Below are 18,795 nucleotides of genomic sequence, written 5' to 3'. Positions count from 1 at the left end.
TCGTCAACCGCGGATGCGGGGCGGCCCCGCGCACGGCGGAACCTGGCCGTTCGGCTCGGAACCCGCGGCCGGGGTGTCTCTCGAAGGCCCCGGATAGAGTCTAGGGCGTGCGGGTGCGCCACCCCAGGGCCCACTCCCCCGCCGCCGTGACCCCCACAAGGACCCGGAGGGCGCAGGCCATGCGCGAGTTCCTCTCCCGTCGCCCCCGGCTGGCCCGGCTGGCCTCCGAGGTCGGCAAGTTCGGCTCCGTCGGCGCGATCGCGTACGTGGTGCAGCTGACCGCGACCAACCTGCTGTGGGCGGGCGGCATGGGGTCGATGGTGGGGCAGGTGGCGGGCACCTCGTGCGCCATCGCGGTGGCCTTCGTGGGCAACCGGTTCTGGACCTTCAACGACCGGGCCAGCACCGGCCTGGGCCGGGAGACCTTCCTGTTCCTGGTGATGAACGGCGTGGGGATGCTCATCCAGGTGGGCTGCCAGGCCTTCTCGCTGTACGTGCTGGGCCTGGAGGGCACCCTGGCGCAGAACGTCTCCGGCAACGTGGTGGGGGTGGGACTGGGGACGCTGTTCCGCTTCTTCGCCTACCGCACCTGGGTGTTCCCACCCGATCCCGTCCCGGACGCCGCCCGGTCTCAGACCTGAGCGGCGGCGCTGCGGCTGCGGACCCCGTGGCGGCGCGCCATGGTGCCGACCAGGAGCAGGTAGAGCCCCACCTGCACCACGGCCAGGCCGAGGGTCATCGGGGTGTTGGTTCCCAGGGGCAGGCCCCCGCCGAGCACGACCCCGGTACCCACCTCGTCCAGGCGGCCCTCCACGGCGCACACGCCGAACTGCACGAGGCTGTTCACCACGTGCAGGCCGATCGCGGCCTCCAGGCCGCCGGTACGCCAGGTCACCCAGGCCATCCCCAGGCCGAGGACGGCGAGCGCCGCCGTGTTCCACAGGTCCCCCGGGTGGGTGGCCGCGTACAGGGCCGCGAACAGCGTCCCGCCCGCCAGGATCGCGGGCCACGGGGAGCGCAGCACCCGGGAGAACGCGGTGTCTCCCGCGGGTGACCCCAGCGAGCCGACGAGCTGCATGACCATCCCGCGCAGCGTCATCTCCTCGGCCACGGACTGGAGCGGGACCAGCAGCACGATGACGAGCATCGCCGCCGCGAGGACCTCGACGCTTCCGTAGTCGACGGTGATCGGCAGGTCGGTGGGCCCCTCCCCGGTGAACGCCAGGAGCAGTGCGGTGCCCGCGGTGACGGGGACGGCCGCCGTGAACACGCAGCGGGCCAGCCAGCGCCAGCGCAGGTGTCCGGTGACCGAGAGCAGGGAGCCGGGTCTGCGCCACTGCACGACGCGGGCCACGAAGAGTGTGACCGGTGCCAGCAGGGCTATCGCGGCCAGACCGAAGGCCAGCCCGGCGATCTCGCCCACCCGGACCGAGTCCGGGGCCAGTCCGCTGCCGCCGAGGATCGCGACGATGGTCATCACGACCACCACGCCGACCCACAGGAAGAACAGCAGGACGGCGAAGACCAGGAGCGCCAGCGGCGGCACCCACCAGCGGAACCTCGTGGTCCGGGCGAGCCTGTGATACGACTCACCCTCGGGGATCTCCGCGCAGGCGAAGAGGTTCGGCCGCACCGGACGCGGTGGTGGCCAGGCCCACACCGAGGGGTCCGGGGTCAGGGCGGGGTGCCCACCGGGCGGGGTCTGACGTGCGCCGCCGGGCGGCCAGGCCCAGGTCTGCTCCTGGGTGTGGCTACCAGAAGTCTGCCCCTCCGGCCCCTCAGGCGCGGCGGGCCAGGACGAACCAGGCGGTGGCGGCACATTTCCCATCGTGCGCTGAGACTACTATCCGGGCATGTATCGCCTGCGTTAAGGCCACGCCGTTATCGCCTGGTCACGGTACGGGGCAGAAGCCCCGAAGGCCCCCGGACGGCGGAATAGCGGACCGCCCCTCCCCTGTTGGAACTGGTGGTCCTGCGGGCGGTCACTCCGGCGACTCCACAGGCCAACCACCCCGTCCCGCTGACCTACGATTGAGTACATGTCCTCCACACCAACCACCGAGCAGGTCCACGAAGCCCTGGCCACGGTGCAAGACCCGGAGATCCATCGACCCATCACCGACCTCGGCATGGTCAAGAGCGTCGAGATCGGTGACGACGGCGCGGTGCACGTCGGTATCTACCTCACGGTGGCCGGGTGCCCGATGAAGGGCCGCATCGAGAAGGACGTGACGGGAGCGGTGACCAAGGTCGCCGGCGTCACGAAGGTCACCGTCGAGCTCGACGTCATGAACGAGGAACAGCGCAAGGAGCTCCAGACCAAGCTCCGCGGCGGCCAGGCGGAGAAGGAGATCCCCTTCGCCAAGCCGAACTCCCTCACCAAGGTCTACGCGGTCGCCTCGGGCAAGGGCGGTGTCGGCAAGTCGTCCGTCACCGTGAACCTCGCCGCCGCGCTCGCGGCCCAGGGTCACAAGGTGGGCGTCGTCGACGCCGACATCTACGGCCACTCGGTGCCGCGCATGCTCGGTGCGTCGGACTTCCCGACCAAGGTCGAGGACATGATCCTCCCGCCGACCGCGCACGACATCAAGGTCATCTCGGTGGGCATGTTCACCGAGGGCAACACCCCGGTGGTGTGGCGCGGCCCGATGCTGCACCGCGCCCTCCAGCAGTTCCTCTCCGACGTCTTCTGGGGCGACCTGGACGTCCTGCTGATGGACCTGCCCCCGGGCACCGGTGACATCGCGATCTCCGTCGCCCAGCTCCTCCCGGCCGCCGAGCTGATCGTGGTCACCACGCCGCAGCAGGCCGCCGCCGAGGTCGCCGAGCGCGCGGGCGCGATCACCGCCCAGACGCACCAGCGCATCGCCGGTGTCATCGAGAACATGTCCTACTACCAGCCGGAGGACGGCGGCGAGCCCGTCCACCTCTTCGGCCAGGGCGGCGGCCAGACGGTCGCCGACGCGCTGACCAAGACCCTCGGCGCCGAGATCCCGCTCATGGGGCAGGTGCCGCTGGACACCCGTCTGCGCGAGGGCGGCGACGAGGGCCAGCCGCTGGTCCTGACCCACCCCGAGGCCGAGGCCAGCAAGGTGATCGTCTCGATCGCGGAGAAGCTGGTCGGCAAGCCGCGCGGGCTGGCCGGGATGCAGCTCGGCATCTCCCCCGCCGGTCGCTGACCGACCCCCGGGTCGACTGGAAGACACGCGTACGGCCCCCGGATCCCTGCGGATCCGGGGGCCGTCGTGTTTCTCCGGGGTCGGCGGTCGCCGGTCAGTCGCCGGAGCCGAGGGTGACGGTGACGGTCTCCCGTTCGCCGTCCCGCTCGTACTCGATCTCGACCTCCTCGCCGGGGGTCCGGTCGCGCACCAGGGCCTGGAGCTCGCCGTGGGAGTCGACCCGGCGGCCGTCGAAGGTCACGATCACGTCGCCCGGCTCCAGCCCGGCCTCGTCCGCGGGGCCCCCGGACTCGACGGCGCGGGGGTCGTCCGCGATCACCGCGCCGACGACCGAGCTCTCCTGGTCGAAGGTGACCCCGAGGTCCGCGTAGGTGGTCTCGCCGTGGTCGATCATCCGGGTGACGACCTCCTCCGCCTCCGTGGAGGGGATGGCGAAGCCCAGCCCGATGCTGCCGCCCTGCTGCTCGCCCATGAACCCGCCGCCCATGGTGATGATCATCGAGTTGACGCCGATGACCCGCCCCTGGATGTCCACGAGCGGACCGCCCGAGTTGCCGGGGTTGATCGCGGCGTCGGTCTGGAGGGCGAAGAACTGGCTCTCGCCCTCGTCCGAGCTGACCGGCCGGTCCTTGGCGCTGATGATGCCCTGGGTGACCGTCCCGTCCAGGCCCAGCGGGGCGCCGATCGCGATGACCTCGTCACCCACGACCGCCTCCTCGGAGTCACCGAACTCCAGCGGCTCGACCTCGTTGGGCTCCTCCAGCTGGAGGACGGCCAGGTCGGAGCTGGGGTCCGAGCCCACGACGGTGGCCGCGCTGGTCTTGCGGTCGCTGTACTCGATGACGATCCCGTCCTCCTCCAGCGGGGCGGAGACGTGGTCGTTGGTGACGACGTAGTCGTCCGCGATGACGAAGCCGGAGCCGGTCGCCCCGACCCGTCCGCCCGCGCTGCGCAGGGAGACCACGCTCGGACTGACGCGCTGCGCCACGCCCGCGATGGTGTCGGCGGCGCGCTCGGGCGCCTCGGGCGGGGGTTCGTTGATGGTCGGCCCCTGCTGGGAGTCGGGGGCCGCCTGCTGGCCGGAGCCGAGCAGGCCCCCCGCGAGGCCGCCCGCTCCGCCCGCGATGAGGGCGACGACCAGCATTCCGCTCAGCGCGGCCCAGGCGGGGACTCCGCGTCTGCGGCGTCCGGCCGAGGGGGCGGGGGCGGGCTGGCCGTACCGGGTGGGGGCCCCGGGAGGGGCAGCGAAGTGTCCGTGGGTCGGTGCCTGCTGGGTCGGCTGGCCCTGGTGGGAGGTGTGCCCCTGGGGCTGCTGTGACTGCTGGGTCTGGTGGGAGGCGGGGGTCTGTGCTGCGGGCTGCCCTTGGGACTCGTGGTACGCCTGCGGTCCCTGAGCCTGTTGGCCCCGCCCGGTGGGCTGCCCCGGGAGGGAGGGCTGGCCCTGGTGTGACGGGTACGCCTGCGACCCCTGGGACTGCTGGGGCCACTGCTGGGCGGGGACCTGGCCGGAACGGTCTCCGGGCGGGGGCGGCTGGGGGTTCGTGGGGTCCGCGCCGCCCTGGCCCACCGGGGGGTCCGGGTGGGGAGGCTGGCCTCCCTGCGGGTGCGGCGGGGCGATCCACGCACCGGCGGGGCCCCGCGGAGGTTCGGCGGGCACCTGCCCGTGGGCGGGCGCGTCCGGCGCGCCCGGCTGGGGTGCGCCACCGTTCGGCGGGGGCGGGGTCCACCCCTCGGCGGGTTCCGAACGGTCGTTGTCCTGACTCAAGACCTGCTCCGTTTGTCGCTCGGCTTTCGGTCCCGGCACGCGCCGCGCCGGTCGGCCGGGCCTACAGCAGGCCCAGCCGGGACAGACCTCTCAGCACCCTGGCCCAGAAGCCGGAGTCCTCGGGGCCTGGCAACGCGGCCACCGCCGAGGAGGCCAGGTCCGCGGGGGCGTCGGCCAGGACCGTGTAGACGAATCCGTTCGCCTGCCACACGCTCTGGTACTGGCCCGCGTCTCCGCCGAAGATCGTGTCGTGCCCTGTTGTGACGCCGCCACCCCCCGTCCCGGTTCCGGTGTATCCGTTACCAAGTGTGGAGGGATGTTCGGTTCCCAGCTTGCCACGCTGGACGAAGACCGAGACCTGGGAGAGCCCGTCCGAGTAGACCGCGTGGACCACCCGCTCCCCCTCGTAGCGTTTGGAGCGGGTGTCGACCAGCCTGAGGTCCCAGGTCAGGTGCTCGGGCAGCACCCACCCGGCCTCCCGGAGCGCCTGCCGTTCCCCGTCGTCGAGGGCGTCGCCCCAGGGTGAGTCCCCGAGGGCCTCGTCCGGCCAGGCGCCGTCGCCCAGGTCGAGGTCGGTGAGGTGGCTGCTGAACGCCTCGTCCCCCGAGCGGTCGTACACCACGTGCCCCAGCAGGAGGTGGGTCTCGTCGTCCACCCAGAAGCGTCCGGCCACCGTGGAGTCCGCGCGCAGCGCCTCCACCAGGTGCGCCGGACGGCCGTCGAGGCGTTCCCGCCCCGCGTCGACCACCTGGTAGGTCTCCTCCAGCACGGCCAGCAGCCGCTCGTCGAGGGACTCCAGGGCGGAGGAGCTGAGCACGACGAACGCCGACTCGGTGTCCTCCTCCCCCAAAGGGGACATGGCGACGCCTGAGTCGGGGCGATTGACCACACTGAGGTCCACCCCGTCCCGTCCCCGTGGTCCGCGTACCTCGCGGACCGCGGTGTAGGCCACCCGGCCGTGCGCGTCGGAGGCGCGTTCCAGGACGGCCATGCCGTGGTCCTCACCCTCGGCCGGGACCGCGGTGGCCTCCGGGTGGACCGCGCCGGTGAGCACGAGGGCGCACAGCAGCGCGGCGACGACCGCGGGGGCGGGGGCGGAGTTCGGTCCGAGAGAGGGTCTGCCAGCCCTCACCGGGTCGTTTCGGTCGAGGCCGAGGACGGGGATCCCTCGGCCGCGACGGGCAGGGGCTCGAACGGGGGGTGGTCCGTGGGCAGCGGTTCCACCACCGGGATCTGGCGGCTGGTCACCGCGTGCTCGACCGCGAAGTCGGCCAGGTGCGGCTCGACGATCGGGGTCTCCTCCCCCTCACCGCCCGCGACGAACGCGCTCCCCAGGAGCGCCGTCGCCACCGCCAGCCCCGCGACGGCGTAGCGTCCGCCGGAGAAGTGCGGCAGCAGGCCGGAGAACCGGTCGCCGCCCCGGGGTTCCGGCCTGGGCGGGACGTACCGCTCCGGCTGGGTGCGCGGCTGGGTCCTCTGCCGGCCGGGTGACGCGGTGTCCGGGGTGGGCGAAGCCTCGCCCCGGTGCACCGGTTCGCTCGGGCGGGTCGGCCCGCCCACTCCCATCAGGGGTCCGCCCGTGGGGAACCCGCCCAGGGGGCGGGAGTGGCCCAGCGGCGGGCTGGACCCGAAAGGGCCGGGGGGCGGAGGGTCCGAGGGGCCGCGATCACCCCGATCACGTGCCCCCGGGCCGCCCGGGCCGCCGAGGCCCGGCTGGGACATGAGGCGTCCCATGAAGTCCATGTCGGGTTCGGGTTCGCCGAGCCCGGTCAGCCTGCGCTTGAGTCTGCGCATCATGTCGGCCTCGAACCGGCACGACTCGCACTTGGCCAGGTGGATGAGGGCGCGCTCGTGGTCGGCGGCGCCCAGTTCCCCGTCGATGAGCGCCGACAGGCGCTCCCCGAGGTGGTCCATGCTCATTCCGCCTCCCCGTGCATCACGTTGGCAGTGGCGCCGCCGGTCCCCTCGGTGCCCCCCTGGGCCCCGTTCGCGGCCGCCAGGGACCTGCGGTGCTCCAGGGCGCGGCGCAGCTGGGCGCGGCCCCGGTGGATGCGGCTGCGGACGGTGCCGAGCTTGACGTCGAGGGTGGCCGCGATCTCCTCGTAGGAGAGCCCCTCGATGTCGCAGAGCACGACGGGGGCGCGGAACTCGGCGGGCAGGGCGTCCAGCGCGCTCTGGACGTCGGCGTCGAAGTGCCGGTCGTCGTAGCGCTGGGCCGGTGAGGGCTCGCGGCCCTCCAGGCGTTCGTCGGCGTTGTCGGCCAGCCCCTCGAAGCGGATGCGGGCCTTGCGCCGGGCCATGTCGAGGAAGAGGTTGGTGGTGATGCGGTGCAGCCACCCCTCGAAGGTGCCGGGGGTGTAGTTGGCGAGGGAGCGGAACACACGGATGAAGACCTCCTGGGTGAGGTCCTCGGCGTCGTGCTTGTTCCCGGTGAGGCGATAGGCCAGCCGGTAGACGCGCGGCGAGTGGACGCGCACGACCTCTTCCCAGCTCGGGGGTTCCCATGCCTCGAACTCGACGGCAGGGCCGGTCTCTGGCACCGCTGCTCCCTTCATCCCGCTGAGTTCACCACGCGAGGACAGGTAGGGGGGCGTTCACTTCGTGGCGATCAACGTGCGTTCATCCCGATTCAACGTCGGAGGGCGCCGATTAAGTTCCCGCCACCACACTCGGAGTTCCGGCTGGTTCAGGCTAGTCTTTTGCCCAGGGACATACCTGGCCGCGACCACCATTCTACGGTGGGTGACGATCCCCCGGTCAGAACGCCTGGCCATGACATTCAGCAGTGCTTGGGAGGCCGTCATCAGCGCAGAAGAGAGCGTCGCCCGGACCGCGTGGGTCCGGACCGAGCAGGCTCGGTTCGAGGAGTCCGCCATGGGGGACGGACCTCTGGCGGACGCCTACGACGCGGGGGTACGCGCCGCGGCCTCGCCGGTGGACGCGGCGACGGGGGCCGCGCTGCGGTTCCTCACCGCCGCCATCGGGGCCCGTTCGGTGGTGGAGATCGGCACCGGCTGCGGGACCTCCGGGATCTGGCTGCTGCGGGGGATGGTCCCCGAGGGCATCCTGACGACCGTGGACGTCAACGCCGCGTACCAGGACTACGCGCGCTCGGCCTTCTCCCGGGCGGGGTTCGGCGCGGGCCGGGCCCGGCTGATCCGGGGGACGGCGCTGGACGTGCTGCCCCGGCTGACCGACGGCGGGTACGACATGGTGTCGGTCGACGCCGACCAGGCCTCCTACCCCGCGTACCTGGAGGAGGCGCTGCGGCTGCTGCGGCCGGGCGGGGTGCTGGTGTTCAACAACGTGCTGACGGCGCCCACGGAACCGGACAGCCCGCTGCGGGTGCCGGACCCGGCGGAGATCGCGGTGCGCGAGGTGATGCAGCGCATGCGCGAGGACGAGGCGTTCATCCCGCTGCTGGTGCCGGTCGGTGAGGGGCTGCTCGCCGCCATCCGCCCCTAGACCGTGTTCCGTGGATGCTTCCGCGCTCGCGGCCCGTGCGGCCGGGACCCGTCGGAGGGGGCGCCGCCGGTACCCGGACACACGTCGGGCCCGGACGGAGGGGGTGTCCGCCCGGGCCCGTGGTCGGTCGGCGCCGACCGGGACGCCTACCTCGCGGCGAGCCAGCGGAGCAGGGTCCGGGTGGCGAAGGCCGTGCCGCCCTTGGTGAGCAGGCCGCTCTCCTTCATGGACCGGCCCGGACCGGCGATGTCCAGGTGGGCCCAGGGCAGGCCGCCGGTGAACTCGCGCAGGAACAGGGCGGCGTCGGTCGCCCCGGCCGGACCGAAGTCACCGCCGCGGGTCCCGATGTTGGCCAGGTCCGCCACCCGGGAGCCGGTGGTCGGGACGTAGTCCTCGGTGAGCGGCATCCGCCACAGCGGCTCGCCCGACTGCTCTCCGGCGGTCTCGATCTGCGCCGCGACCGTGTCGTCGGTGCTGTACAGGGCGCCCGTGCCGGTGCCCAGCGCCAGCTTGGCGGCGCCGGTCAGGGTGGCGACGTCCACCAGCACGTCCGGGTCGAGGCGGGTACTGGCGTAGCCCATGGCGTCGGCCAGGACCAGGCGGCCCTCGGCGTCGGAGTTGAGCACCTCGACGGTCCGGCCGGTGTAGGTGGTCAGCACGTCACCGATACGCGTGGCGTCACCGGAGAAGGCGTTCTCCGCGAGGGCGAGCAGACCGGTGACCCGGACGCCGGCGCCCACGGACGCCAGCGCCGACAGGACGGCCAGCACGATCGCCGCGCCGCTCATGTCGGTCTTCATGAGCTTCATGTTGTCGTTGGGCTTGAGCGAGAGCCCGCCGGTGTCGAAGGTGATGCCCTTGCCGACCAGCACCACGTGCGCGGTGGGGTTCTCCGGCGTGTAGCCCAGCTGGACCAGCCGGGGCGGCCGGGAGGAGCCCTGGCCGACACCGAGGATGGCGCCGAAGCCCTCGTCACCCAGGTCCTTCTCGTCCCACACCCGCACGTCGAGCCCGACCCGGTCGGCGGTCTCGCGCGCCCGGGTGGCCATCCACTCCGGGTCCTTGGTCAACGAGGGGGTGTTGATCAGGTCCCGGGCGAGGGCGGTCGCCGTGGCCAGGGTGGTGCCCAGGGCCAGGGGCGCCGCGAGGGCGGCGGCGTCACCGACCACGTCGATCACCGGCGCGGGGCGCTGGGACCTCGGGGGTTCGGTGGTCCTGTAGGTGAAGGTGTACGAGGCCAGCAGGGCGCCCTCGACGAAGGCCGTGGCGGCCTCGCCGTCCGCGCCGGGCCAGGCCAGGGCGACGCGCTCGTTGCCCCGTGCGGCCCGGGAGAGGGCGGCGCCGGCCTTCCGGAGGTCGGCGGGGCTAGCCGAACCGACTCCGAGAAGGGCCAGGCGGACCAGGCCCCCGTCCCGGGACACCGGGAACTGGCAGAGCTCACCGGACCCGCCGGTGAGTGCGTAGTGCGCGAACAGGTCCGCGAGCGACGACGGAAGGACCTGTGTCAGTCCACCGTCGGTGACCCCTTCGACCGCCTCGGGGCCTTCCTCGCCCGCGAGTACGGGGAGGACCAGCAGGTCCGCGGTGGATTCGGCGAGGGTCCCCGGTACGGGGTGGATCTCCGTGGCGAATGGCACAGGCCGCTCACAATCGTTCACTCTTCGGGGAGGTTCACGCAGGTGGGAGGTGTGGAACCTCGGGGGTCATCAGGGCGTTCCGGCCCAGGTGGGGGACTATTGGTGCCGGTTAACCGACGACGCCCCGAAGCGCGTCCCGGAGCTCGGTCGCCTCGTCCGGCGTGAGCTCCACGACCAGACGGCCGCCGCCCTCAAGCGGGACCCGCATGATGATGCCGCGACCCTCCTTGGTGACCTCCATCGGCCCGTCGCTGGTCCTCGGCTTCATCGCCGCCATGCCATTCCCCTTTCTAGGTGTTCCTCGCAGGTGACCGGGGCCGACCCACAGCACCGACGCCCGATCCGCAGGGTCGTCTCGGCTCCGGAGCCGTCGGCCGGTTCCGGGTGACTCGCGCCCGTGTGGCTTGAGGGTCGGGAATCACTCTTCGACCATTATCTCGGAGGTTGACCCCTGGGTGTGCGCCAGGCGACAGCCGGGGCACCTCCGTGAGCGCCCACCGGCGAGGAATCGTTGGTCAGTAAGGTTATATCGGTCTCGACCGAAACCCGCGCGGTGTGCGGGCGTCCGTGCGGCCTCCGCCCCGGGCGGTCCCGGCCGCGGCGCGGGCCCTCCGGCCCGCTCAGTCCAGCGCGCCGGTGGAGACCATCCGCGTCCCCTCACGGGTCACGGAGGACCACTCGGCGTTGAGCCCGTCGCCCTCGGCGGGCCAGAGGGTCAGTTCCGACTCGTCCACACAGCGGTCCTCGGGGTCGGAGGTCTCGGTGTAGGCGTACACGAGGCGGTCGCCGTCGCGTGCCGACAGCTCCAGGGTCCCGGAGCAGGAGAAGGTGGTCCAGGCGGTGCTGCCGCGTTCGGCGCCCTCCTCGATCCGCACCTCGGCGTCCCACTCGGCGACGGGCCGACCCTCGGTGTCCACCTGGCTCATCCGCCCCGACCAGGCCCCGACGAACTCCTCGGGGTCGGACATGGTGGTGACGGTGTCCTCGTGGGCCCCGTCCAGACGGGACCAGGCCGCGAAGCCGCCCCCGCCGATCAGGAGCAGCGCGGCCAGGGCCACGGCCGTCCTGGCGAACTGGCGGCGGCGCCTGCCCGTGTGCCGGGTCGATCGGGGCGGCGGCCAGAGGGACATCTGGCGCACCGGGGTGGAGGAGTTCCCGGGCTCGTCCTCGGAGCCCGCCCGGAGTTCGGGTGCTGTGTCCATCCTCGCCATCCTCACGACGGTCCACCCGCTCCGGCGGAGCAGGGGTACGCATGTACAGCGACCGAGAATAGATCACCCGAACGCACCACATCCGACCAAGAACGACAAGACGGATGTGATGCACGGCATAGGAGACCCGGGCGTGCCGGGGCCCCTCCGGGCCTCCAGGCGGGGTCAGGACCGGTCGTCGGCCCGACCGCCGACCGAGGCGTCGTCAGCCTCGGGGGTGGTTTCGGACACGATTTCGGGGGAGGTTTCGGGGGTCGCCTCGGGGTCGGCACCGAAGTCGGACGCCGGAGCGGCGTCCGAGGGCGCGTCCTCCGCGCGGACGTCGGCCACGGTGGGCGCGGGGACGAGGGTCACGCTCTCGACGTCGTCGGTGGCCCCGTCGAGCTCGTCCTGGCCCGGCAGGTAGGCGCCCGGGCTCGGTCCCGTGCCCCGGGGCACGTAGGACGGGTCCAGGCGGGCCAGCCGCCACTCCAGGTCCTCGATCCGCTCCTCGCGCTCGCGCAGGGTGGACGTGAGCCGCACCAGCAGCTCGTCGACGGCGCGCACGTGGTACCCCCACATGGACAGCGGGACGAGGAGACCGGCCAGGTCACGGGAGCCCACCGGGCGCCCCTCCGGCAGGTTCAGCGGAGGGAAGTCGGCCTCGAACCGGGCGAGCTGCCCGCCCTTGCCGAGCACGACGAAGACCACGCCGACGAGGACGGCGAGCGCGGCGGCGGCGACCAGGATCAAGATGAAGAAAGGCACGGGACCGATCGTGCCACACCGCCGCACTCCCCAGGGAGCGCCGGGCATGGGAGACTCGGCGGGTGTCGAACGCACCCTTCCGAGTCCTGACCCCGACCGCGCCCGGCGCGGAGGCGGGGGATCCCGCCCCCTCCGAGGACGGCCCGGGGAACGGCGCCCCCTGGACGGTGGACGCCGGTCACCGGCCCCCCGCCGCCCGGGTCGAGGCCCTCGTCGCGGAGGGGCACACCGTCCTGGTCCGCTGCACGCGGCCGGACGGCGGGGAGCCGCGCACGGACCTTCCCCCGGCGCCGCCGGGGATCGTGGGCGCGGTCCCGGTCGCGGCGGCCGAGGAGGTGGCCCTGGCGACCGCGTACGCCTGGGCGGGCGCGAGGGTGTTCGTCACCGACCACCCGGAGCGGGTCCGGCGGGCCCTGGACATGGTCGCCTCGGTGCGCGGCGATCGCCCGCCCGCTGCCGTGCGCAGGGGGCTCGCCTGAGCGGCGGCTAGCTGGAGGGGCCCGCCTCGTCGCGCTCGAACCTGTTCTCCAGGTGCAGGTGCGCCTGCTGGATGATCCGCACGGCCTCCTCCGGGTCGTCGGTCACGTACAGGAGCTCCATGTCGTGGTCCGCGACGAGGCCGTGCTTGAGCAGGCTGTCCTCCACCCAGCCGCGCAGGCCGCCCCAGAACTCGGTGCCGATCAGCACCACGGGGAACCGGGTGATCTTCTTGGTCTGGACGAGCGTGATCGCCTCGAACAGCTCGTCGAGGGTCCCGAACCCGCCGGGCAGCACCACGAAGGCCTGCGAGTACTTCACGAACATCGTCTTGCGGACGAAGAAGTACCGGAAGGTCATCCCCATGTCGATGTACGAGTTGAGCGACTGCTCGAAGGGGAGCTCGATGCCCAGGCCCACGGAGAGCCCGCCCGCCTGCTGGGCGCCCTTGTTGGCCGCCTCCATCATGCCGGGGCCGCCGCCGGTGATCGTGGCGTACCCGGCCTCGGCGAGCCGCGCCCCGACCTGCACGCCGAGCTCGTAGAACTCGGAGCCGGGCTTGATCCGCGCCGAGCCGAACACGCTCACGGCGGAGGGGAGCTCGGACAGCAGCCCGAAGCCCTCCACGAACTCCGACTGGATACGGAGCACGCGCCAGGGGTCGGTGTGCACCCAGTCGGCGGGGCCCCGCCGGTCGAGGAGCCGTTGGTCGGTGGTGGTGTCGGGGATCGCGCGGCCGCGGTAGGTGAGCGGTCCGGCACGCCTCACGTTCTCTTCTTCCGTCATGCTCGTAAAGCTATCCATCCGTGGCGGGACCACACCCGAACGACGCGTGTCGGTCCGGTGACCGGTAACGGACACGGAACCGCCCACCAGGGCCGGAGCCCCGGCGGGCGGTCCGCTGTCCGGGTTCGCTCAGCGCCGTCCGGTGAGCCAGGCCACCATGCGCTCCTCGGCCTCGCGGATCTGCGTGATGCTCGCGTACTCGTCACGCGTGTGGGCGAGCATCGGGTCGCCGGGGCCGTAGTTGACCGCGGGCACCCCCAGCTCGGAGAAGCGGGAGACGTCGGTCCACCCCAGCTTGGCGCGGGCCTGTCCCTCACCCACGGCGGTGACGAAGGCCGCCGCCGAGGGGTCGTCCAGACCGGGGCGGGCCGGGGCGGAGGAGTCGGTGACCGTCACCTCGAAGCCCGCGAACACCTCGCGCAGGTGCGCCTCGGCGTCGGCCGGGGAGCGGTCGGGGGCGTACCGGTAGTTCACGCGGACCACGCACTCGTCCGGGATGACGTTCCCGGCCACGCCGCCCTCGACGAACACCGCGTTCAGCCCCTCGTGGAAGGTCAGGCCCTCCACCTCGGGCTGGCGGGGCGTGTAGGCGCGCAGCACGTCCAGGATCGCCCCCGCCTTGTGGATGGCGTTCTCGCCCTTCCACGAGCGCGCGCTGTGCGCCCGCCTGCCGTAGGCCGTGACGTCCACGCGCATGGTGCCCTGGCAGCCGCCCTCGATGACGCCGTCGGTGGGCTCCATGAGGATCGCGAAGTCACCGGCCAGCCACTCCGGGTGGTTCCGGCTGAGGCGGAGGAGGCCGTTGCGGACGGCGTCCACCTCCTCGTTGTCGTAGAAGACGTAGGTGACGTCGTGGACCGGCTCGGTGACCAGAGCGGCCAGCTTGAGCTGGACGGCCACGCCCGACTTCATGTCGGTGGTGCCGCAGCCGTAGAGGCGGTCGCCGTCCACGTGCGAGGGGACGTTGTCCACGATCGGCACGGTGTCGAGGTGCCCGGCGATCACCACGCGTCGGCCCCGCCCGAGGTCCGTGCGGGCCACGACGGCGTCGCCGTCCCGGGTCACGGTCAGGTGGGTCAGGGCGGACAGGGCGTTCTCGACCGCGTCGGCGAGGGCCCTCTCGTCCCCGCTCTCGGAACGGATGTCCACGAGGGCGGCGGTCAGGTCCGCCACGTCCGAGGTCAGGTCCAGCATGGTGTCGCCCCGTTTCGGTGAGGTGAGTGGATGGGTCTCGCGCATGGCCACCCTAGAACAACGGCGGGGCGCCCTCCCCGGATGGGAGGACGCCCCGGACGTGGGCGCGCGGTGCGCGACCGGGCGCGGAGCCTAGGCGTTGACGCCGTGCTCGCGCAGGAGGTCGTTCAGGGCGAGCTTGTCGTGCTCCTGGCCCTCTTCGAGGCGCTTGAGCACCAGCAGGACCGGCATGCCGAACTCGCCGCCGGGGAAGCTCTTGGTCCGGCTGGAGGTGACGCACACCGACCAGGCCGGGGCCTCGCCCCGGGCCAGTTCCTCGCCCGTCTCGGCGTCGAAGACGCGCGTGGAGGATGTGAGGATGGTGCCCGCGCCGAGCTTGGCGCCCTTGCGCACGCGGGCGCCCTCGACGACCATGCTGCGCGAGCCCAGGAAGGCGTCGTCCTCGATGATCACCGGGGAGGCCTGCGGCGGCTCCAGGACGCCGCCGACACCCACGCCGCCGGAGAGGTGGACGTTCTCACCGATCTGCGCGCAGGAGCCGACCGTGGCCCAGGTGTCGACCATGGTGCCGGAGCCGACGTAGGCGCCGATGTTGGTGAAGGACGGCATGAGCACGACGCCCGGGGCCAGGAAGGAACCCCAGCGGGCGATGGCGCCCGCGACGACGCGGACGCCGTCGAAGCGGGTCTTCAGGGGCATGCGGTCGTGGTGGTAGAAGTCACCGACGTGCGACTCCTTCATGTCCAGGACCTTGAAGCCGAGGAGGATGGAGCGCTTGGCGCGCTCGTCGACCACCACGTCGTCCGTGGCGGGGTCGACGAAGGCCACGCGGGCCTTGCCCTCGTCGATCTGGTCGATGGCGCCGGTGATGACGGCGCGCGCCTCGGCGTGGTCGGGGGTCAGTTCGGAGCGCCGCTCCCAGAGTTCGTCGATCTGGTCGGGCAGCGGACTGGTGTACGAGCTGGTCATGTGAACCCACGTTAGCCGCTCGTCCGGGGTGGGTCGTCTGCGCCCCGCCCGCTCCGGATGAGCCTTTGGCCACTCGTGCCGACGGCCTCCCCGGGCCGGGGCCGACGGCGGTCCGGAGACGGGCCGGGTGGCCCGGTCACGAGGCGGAACACACGTTCCACGAGGGTTCCCGTCCACGGTTCGCGGCGCAGACTACAATTTCGCGCAGGCTCGTCCGGGAACCGCCTCCGACAGGGAACCCCGACGCGCCCAGCACACCGCCTCGGCCCTCCCCTCGGGTCCGCGACCGGTGGGCTCCACCCGTCGCCGACCCTTGGTTCGCCCGTGCCCAGTAAACGCAGGACGTTCTCCGCGTTCGCCAAGATCCTCCTCATCCTCACCTTCGTCTGCGGGCTGTTCGTGGGCGGGGCCTACTACGTGCTGACCACGTTCGAGCCGCTGGACACGCGCGAACGCCCCGAGCCCGGCTGCCGTCTGGCGCTCCCCGAGGGCCGCTACGACATGGAGATCACCCAGGCGGCGAACGCGGCGACCGTGGGCGGCGTCGCCTTCAGCCGCGACCTGCCGGAGGAGGCGGTCACGGTGGCGTACGCGACCGTGTGGCAGGAGTCGACCTTCTACAACGTCGAGTACGGGGACCGCGACTCGCTGGGCCTCTTCCAGCAGCGGCCCTCGCAGGAGTGGGGCGACCCCGAGGAGATCCTGGACCCGGTGTTCTCCAGCCGGTCGTTCTACGACGAGCTGGAGGAGGTCGGCGGATGGGAGGACCTGCCCGTCTACGAGGCCGCCCAGCGGGTGCAGCGCAGCGCGCACGGGTTCGCCTACGACCAGCACGAGGAGCTGTCCTCCGGGATGGCCGAGGCCTTCACCGGGCGCGGCGGAGCAGCGGTGACCTGCTGGTTCGACGAGGCGACCCTGGAGTCGCTGCGGGCGGGGGACGCGGACACCGCCGGGGCCGAGGAGGAGATGGCCCGGGTGTTCGGCACCGACCCGGCGGAGCTCCCCGTGCCGGAGGGGCAGGAGGGGCGGACCGGTGACCTGGGCTGGGCGATGGCCCACTGGGCGGTCGTGCACGCCGAGGAGTACGGGCTCACGTCGGTGTCGTACGGAAACCAGCGGTGGCGGGCCTCGGAGGGCATGGACGGCGCGCAGAACTGGACCGAGATCGAGGACGCGAGCCAGGACACGGGCGGCCGCGTCGTCCTGAGGTAGGGCCGCCCCCGGACGGAACGGGTCCGTCTCCGGGGGCGTTCCGAGCGGCGGCGCGTTCCGTGGCCGGGGGCCCGGACCGCACCGCCGGACATCACTCGGCCAGGCGCTTGGCCGCGGCCTCGACCCGCTCGTCGGTGGCGGTGAAGGCCACGCGGACGTGGCGCTCGCCGGTCGGGCCGTAGAAGGCACCGGGGGCCACCAGGACGCCGCGCTCGGCCAGCGCCTCCACCGCGCCCCACGAGTCGTGGTCGGGGTGGCTGGCCCACAGGTACAGGCCCGCGTTGGAGTGCTCGACGCTCCACCCCGCGCCCTCGAAGGCCGCGCGGAGCCTCGTGCGACGGGCCCGGTAGCGCTCCTTCTGCTCGGCGGCGTGCGCGTCGTCGTCCAGGGCCGCCCTCATGGCCGCCTGCACGGGCGCGGGCACGATCATGCCCGCGTGCTTGCGCACCGCGAGGAGTTCGGCCACCAGGTCGGGGTCGCCCGCCACGAAGGCGCCGCGGTACCCCGCGAGGTTGGAGCGCTTGGACAGCGAGTGGACCGCGAGGAGGTTCTCGTGGGAGCCGCCGCACACGTCCGGGTGCAGGATCGAGACGGGCTCGGCGTCCCAGCCCAGGTCCAGGTAGCACTCGTCGGAGGCGACGATCGTGCCGCGCTCACGGGCCCACTCGACCACCTTGCGCAGGTGGTCGGCGCCGAGGACGCGGCCCGTGGGGTTGGCGGGCGAGTTGACCCACAGCAGCTTGACGTCGGCCGGGCCGAGGGCGGTGAGGCTGTCCGAGGCGACGGCGGTGGCCCCGGCGATGCGCGCGCCCGCGTCGTAGGTCGGGTACGCCAGTTCGGGGTGGACGACCGTGTCACCGGGGCCCAGGCCGAGCAGGGTGGGCAGCCAGGCCACGAGTTCCTTGGAGCCGACCGTGGGCAGGACCGCGCCGTCCGCGACCCGGACGTCGTGGCGGCGCTCCAGCCAGCCCTGGATGGAGGCACGCAGTTCGGGGGTGCCCCAGGTCAGCGGGTACCCGGGCGAGTCGGAGGCGTCGGCGAGCGCCGCGCGCAGGTTCGCGGGCACCGGGTCCACGGGGGTGCCGACCGAGAGGTCGACGATCCCGTCCGGGTGGGCGGCGGCCGTTCTCTTGTACGGCGTCAGCCGGTCCCACGGGAAGGTCGGAAGCCGATCGGTCACCGGTCGACGTTCACCCATCGGTGCACTCTCCATTCGGTTCTCGGGCCGTTCAGGTCTCGGTCGGGCCCCACACAACAGCGTCGCGCCGACCCCGGGTGGGATCGGCGCGACACGTCACGTCGGCCACGCGACCTCTGCGCCAAGGGGTCGCGCGCGGCTCACTCGGCCTGCGGGGGCAGCTTGGCGACGATCGGGTGGTCGCGGTCGATCTTGCCGACCTTGGAGGCGCCGCCGGGGGAGCCCAGGTCGTCGAAGAAGTCGACGTTGGCCTTGTAGAACTCCGACCACTGCTCGGGCAGGTCGTCCTCGTAGTAGATGGCCTCCACCGGGCAGACCGGCTCGCACGCGCCGCAGTCCACACACTCGTCCGGGTGGATGTAGAGCATGCGGTCACCCTCGTAGATGCAGTCCACGGGGCACTCGTCAATGCACGCCTTGTCCAGCACATCAACACAGGGCTGCGCGATGACGTAGGTCACGTCGTACTCCTTGTCTCACCCCCGCTAACCCGCGGGGAGGCGGGGACCTTCAGAGGGCACCGGCACCGGTTCCGACGTGCGGGCGTCGTTCGTGGTCCGGGCTCTGTAAAGCGATTGGCACAGATGTCGTACTCCTAGTATGGCGTCGGAGAACACCCATCGCACACTCGGGGGGTTGGAAACCATGCACCTGGGCGGTCGACTCGTCCACAGGATCACTCCGGAGGACCTCGGCGCAAGGGTCTCCGTGCGAATCACCCGCGCCGAGGGCGGCTTCACCGATATCGTCGGCGTGGTGGAGTCCTGGACCGACGGCGTGCTCACGCTGCGCAGGAGGGACGAATCGACGGTGGAGGTCACCGAGGCCGACGTGGTCGCGAGCCGTGTCGTTCCCCCGGTACCCCCGCGTCGGCCCCGCTAGGGGGCGAGGCGCCCACAAGCTGGAATTCTTCGGCCTTTCCGGGGTAGGACAGGCACAGCCCGGGACGGTGAAC

Annotated in this window: 20 protein-coding genes; 6 read left to right on the top strand and 14 right to left on the bottom strand. The window is 72.5% G+C overall.

Annotated elements, in window-relative coordinates:
- The first annotated feature begins 179 nt into the window (after positions 1 to 179).
- Entirely contained in the window at positions 180 to 641 is a 462-nt protein-coding gene (locus AC0VYL_RS04345) for a GtrA family protein (RefSeq protein WP_475483465.1), read from the top strand.
- On the opposite strand, the gene AC0VYL_RS04340 is transcribed toward AC0VYL_RS04345, so the two are convergent.
- Complete coding sequence (locus AC0VYL_RS04340) at positions 632 to 1,633, bottom strand: lysostaphin resistance A-like protein (protein WP_475462940.1); 1,002 nt, start codon at positions 1,631 to 1,633, stop codon at positions 632 to 634. The genes AC0VYL_RS04345 and AC0VYL_RS04340 overlap by 10 nt on opposite strands.
- 406 nt (positions 1,634 to 2,039) lie before the next feature.
- On the opposite strand from AC0VYL_RS04340, the gene AC0VYL_RS04335 reads away from it, so the two are divergent.
- Positions 2,040 to 3,179 carry an Mrp/NBP35 family ATP-binding protein gene (locus AC0VYL_RS04335; protein WP_475459444.1) on the top strand — a complete coding sequence of 380 codons (1,140 nt, stop codon included), beginning with the start codon at positions 2,040 to 2,042 and terminating at the stop codon, positions 3,177 to 3,179.
- 94 nt (positions 3,180 to 3,273) lie between these two features.
- Here the strand turns inward: AC0VYL_RS04335 and AC0VYL_RS04330 are convergent, their stop codons facing one another.
- The 4 genes from AC0VYL_RS04330 to sigE form a co-directional block, all read right to left on the bottom strand.
- Entirely contained in the window at positions 3,274 to 4,944 is a 1,671-nt protein-coding gene (locus AC0VYL_RS04330) for a S1C family serine protease (protein WP_475482387.1), read from the bottom strand.
- A gap of 61 nt (positions 4,945 to 5,005) precedes the next feature.
- Positions 5,006 to 6,076, bottom strand: a complete 1,071-nt coding sequence (locus tag AC0VYL_RS04325) for a sigma-E factor regulatory protein RseB domain-containing protein (protein WP_475482386.1) — start codon at positions 6,074 to 6,076, stop codon at positions 5,006 to 5,008.
- Positions 6,073 to 6,864 (bottom strand): anti-sigma factor family protein, encoded by a 792-nt coding sequence (locus AC0VYL_RS04320; RefSeq protein ID WP_475459436.1) that lies wholly within the window; start codon positions 6,862 to 6,864, stop codon positions 6,073 to 6,075. The genes AC0VYL_RS04325 and AC0VYL_RS04320 overlap by 4 nt, the downstream gene beginning before the upstream one ends.
- Positions 6,861 to 7,499 carry an RNA polymerase sigma factor SigE gene (sigE, locus tag AC0VYL_RS04315; protein WP_475459434.1) on the bottom strand — a complete coding sequence of 213 codons (639 nt, stop codon included), beginning with the start codon at positions 7,497 to 7,499 and terminating at the stop codon, positions 6,861 to 6,863. Before sigE ends, AC0VYL_RS04320 begins: the two co-directional genes overlap by 4 nt.
- Positions 7,500 to 7,818: 319 nt before the next feature.
- Here sigE and AC0VYL_RS04310 point away from each other — a divergent pair, with 319 nt between their 5' ends.
- Positions 7,819 to 8,409, top strand: a complete 591-nt coding sequence (locus tag AC0VYL_RS04310; protein WP_475462939.1) for an O-methyltransferase — start codon at positions 7,819 to 7,821, stop codon at positions 8,407 to 8,409.
- Positions 8,410 to 8,555: 146 nt separating this feature from the next.
- On the opposite strand, the gene AC0VYL_RS04305 is transcribed toward AC0VYL_RS04310, so the two are convergent.
- From AC0VYL_RS04305 to AC0VYL_RS04290, 4 genes are all read right to left on the bottom strand, one after another.
- Positions 8,556 to 10,046, bottom strand: a complete 1,491-nt coding sequence (locus AC0VYL_RS04305; RefSeq protein ID WP_475482385.1) for a leucyl aminopeptidase — start codon at positions 10,044 to 10,046, stop codon at positions 8,556 to 8,558.
- Between the two features lie 109 nt (positions 10,047 to 10,155).
- Positions 10,156 to 10,323, bottom strand: a complete 168-nt coding sequence (locus AC0VYL_RS04300) for a DUF3117 domain-containing protein (RefSeq protein WP_017542172.1) — start codon at positions 10,321 to 10,323, stop codon at positions 10,156 to 10,158.
- 343 nt (positions 10,324 to 10,666) lie between these two features.
- Positions 10,667 to 11,248 carry a hypothetical protein gene (locus AC0VYL_RS04295; protein ID WP_475482384.1) on the bottom strand — a complete coding sequence of 194 codons (582 nt, stop codon included), beginning with the start codon at positions 11,246 to 11,248 and terminating at the stop codon, positions 10,667 to 10,669.
- Between the two features lie 174 nt (positions 11,249 to 11,422).
- Positions 11,423 to 12,004, bottom strand: coding sequence for a hypothetical protein (locus tag AC0VYL_RS04290; RefSeq protein WP_475482383.1), 582 nt, complete (start codon positions 12,002 to 12,004; stop codon positions 11,423 to 11,425).
- A 62-nt stretch (positions 12,005 to 12,066) separates the two neighbouring features.
- Here AC0VYL_RS04290 and AC0VYL_RS04285 point away from each other — a divergent pair, with 62 nt between their 5' ends.
- Entirely contained in the window at positions 12,067 to 12,483 is a 417-nt protein-coding gene (locus AC0VYL_RS04285; protein ID WP_475482382.1) for a hypothetical protein, read from the top strand.
- A 7-nt stretch (positions 12,484 to 12,490) separates the two neighbouring features.
- Here the strand turns inward: AC0VYL_RS04285 and AC0VYL_RS04280 are convergent, their stop codons facing one another.
- The 3 genes from AC0VYL_RS04280 to AC0VYL_RS04270 form a co-directional block, all read right to left on the bottom strand.
- Positions 12,491 to 13,267 carry an LOG family protein gene (locus AC0VYL_RS04280; protein WP_475459422.1) on the bottom strand — a complete coding sequence of 259 codons (777 nt, stop codon included), beginning with the start codon at positions 13,265 to 13,267 and terminating at the stop codon, positions 12,491 to 12,493.
- Positions 13,268 to 13,396: 129 nt separating this feature from the next.
- Positions 13,397 to 14,461, bottom strand: a complete 1,065-nt coding sequence (gene dapE / locus AC0VYL_RS04275) for a succinyl-diaminopimelate desuccinylase (protein ID WP_475483464.1) — start codon at positions 14,459 to 14,461, stop codon at positions 13,397 to 13,399.
- A 132-nt stretch (positions 14,462 to 14,593) separates the two neighbouring features.
- Positions 14,594 to 15,430, bottom strand: a complete 837-nt coding sequence (locus AC0VYL_RS04270; RefSeq protein ID WP_475459420.1) for a 2,3,4,5-tetrahydropyridine-2,6-dicarboxylate N-succinyltransferase — start codon at positions 15,428 to 15,430, stop codon at positions 14,594 to 14,596.
- Between the two features lie 324 nt (positions 15,431 to 15,754).
- On the opposite strand from AC0VYL_RS04270, the gene AC0VYL_RS04265 reads away from it, so the two are divergent.
- Positions 15,755 to 16,642 (top strand): hypothetical protein, encoded by an 888-nt coding sequence (locus tag AC0VYL_RS04265; RefSeq protein ID WP_475459417.1) that lies wholly within the window; start codon positions 15,755 to 15,757, stop codon positions 16,640 to 16,642.
- A 91-nt stretch (positions 16,643 to 16,733) separates the two neighbouring features.
- Here AC0VYL_RS04265 and dapC read toward each other — a convergent pair whose 3' ends face one another.
- The gene (dapC, locus tag AC0VYL_RS04260; RefSeq protein WP_475459415.1) at positions 16,734 to 17,840 is read right to left on the bottom strand and encodes a succinyldiaminopimelate transaminase; all 1,107 of its coding nucleotides are present in this window, start codon (positions 17,838 to 17,840) and stop codon (positions 16,734 to 16,736) included.
- Positions 17,841 to 17,980: 140 nt separating this feature from the next.
- On the bottom strand, positions 17,981 to 18,301 hold the full coding sequence (fdxA, locus tag AC0VYL_RS04255) for a ferredoxin (protein ID WP_014908468.1): 321 nt from the start codon (positions 18,299 to 18,301) through the stop codon (positions 17,981 to 17,983).
- Positions 18,302 to 18,485: 184 nt separating this feature from the next.
- Between fdxA and AC0VYL_RS04250 the strand changes: the two genes are divergently transcribed.
- Entirely contained in the window at positions 18,486 to 18,722 is a 237-nt protein-coding gene (locus tag AC0VYL_RS04250) for a putative acetyltransferase (RefSeq protein WP_475462937.1), read from the top strand.
- Positions 18,723 to 18,795 lie beyond the last annotated feature (73 nt).

Source organism: Nocardiopsis sp. iso_238, from assembly GCF_056173325.1.
This window is presented reverse-complemented; position numbering and strand designations above follow the sequence as displayed.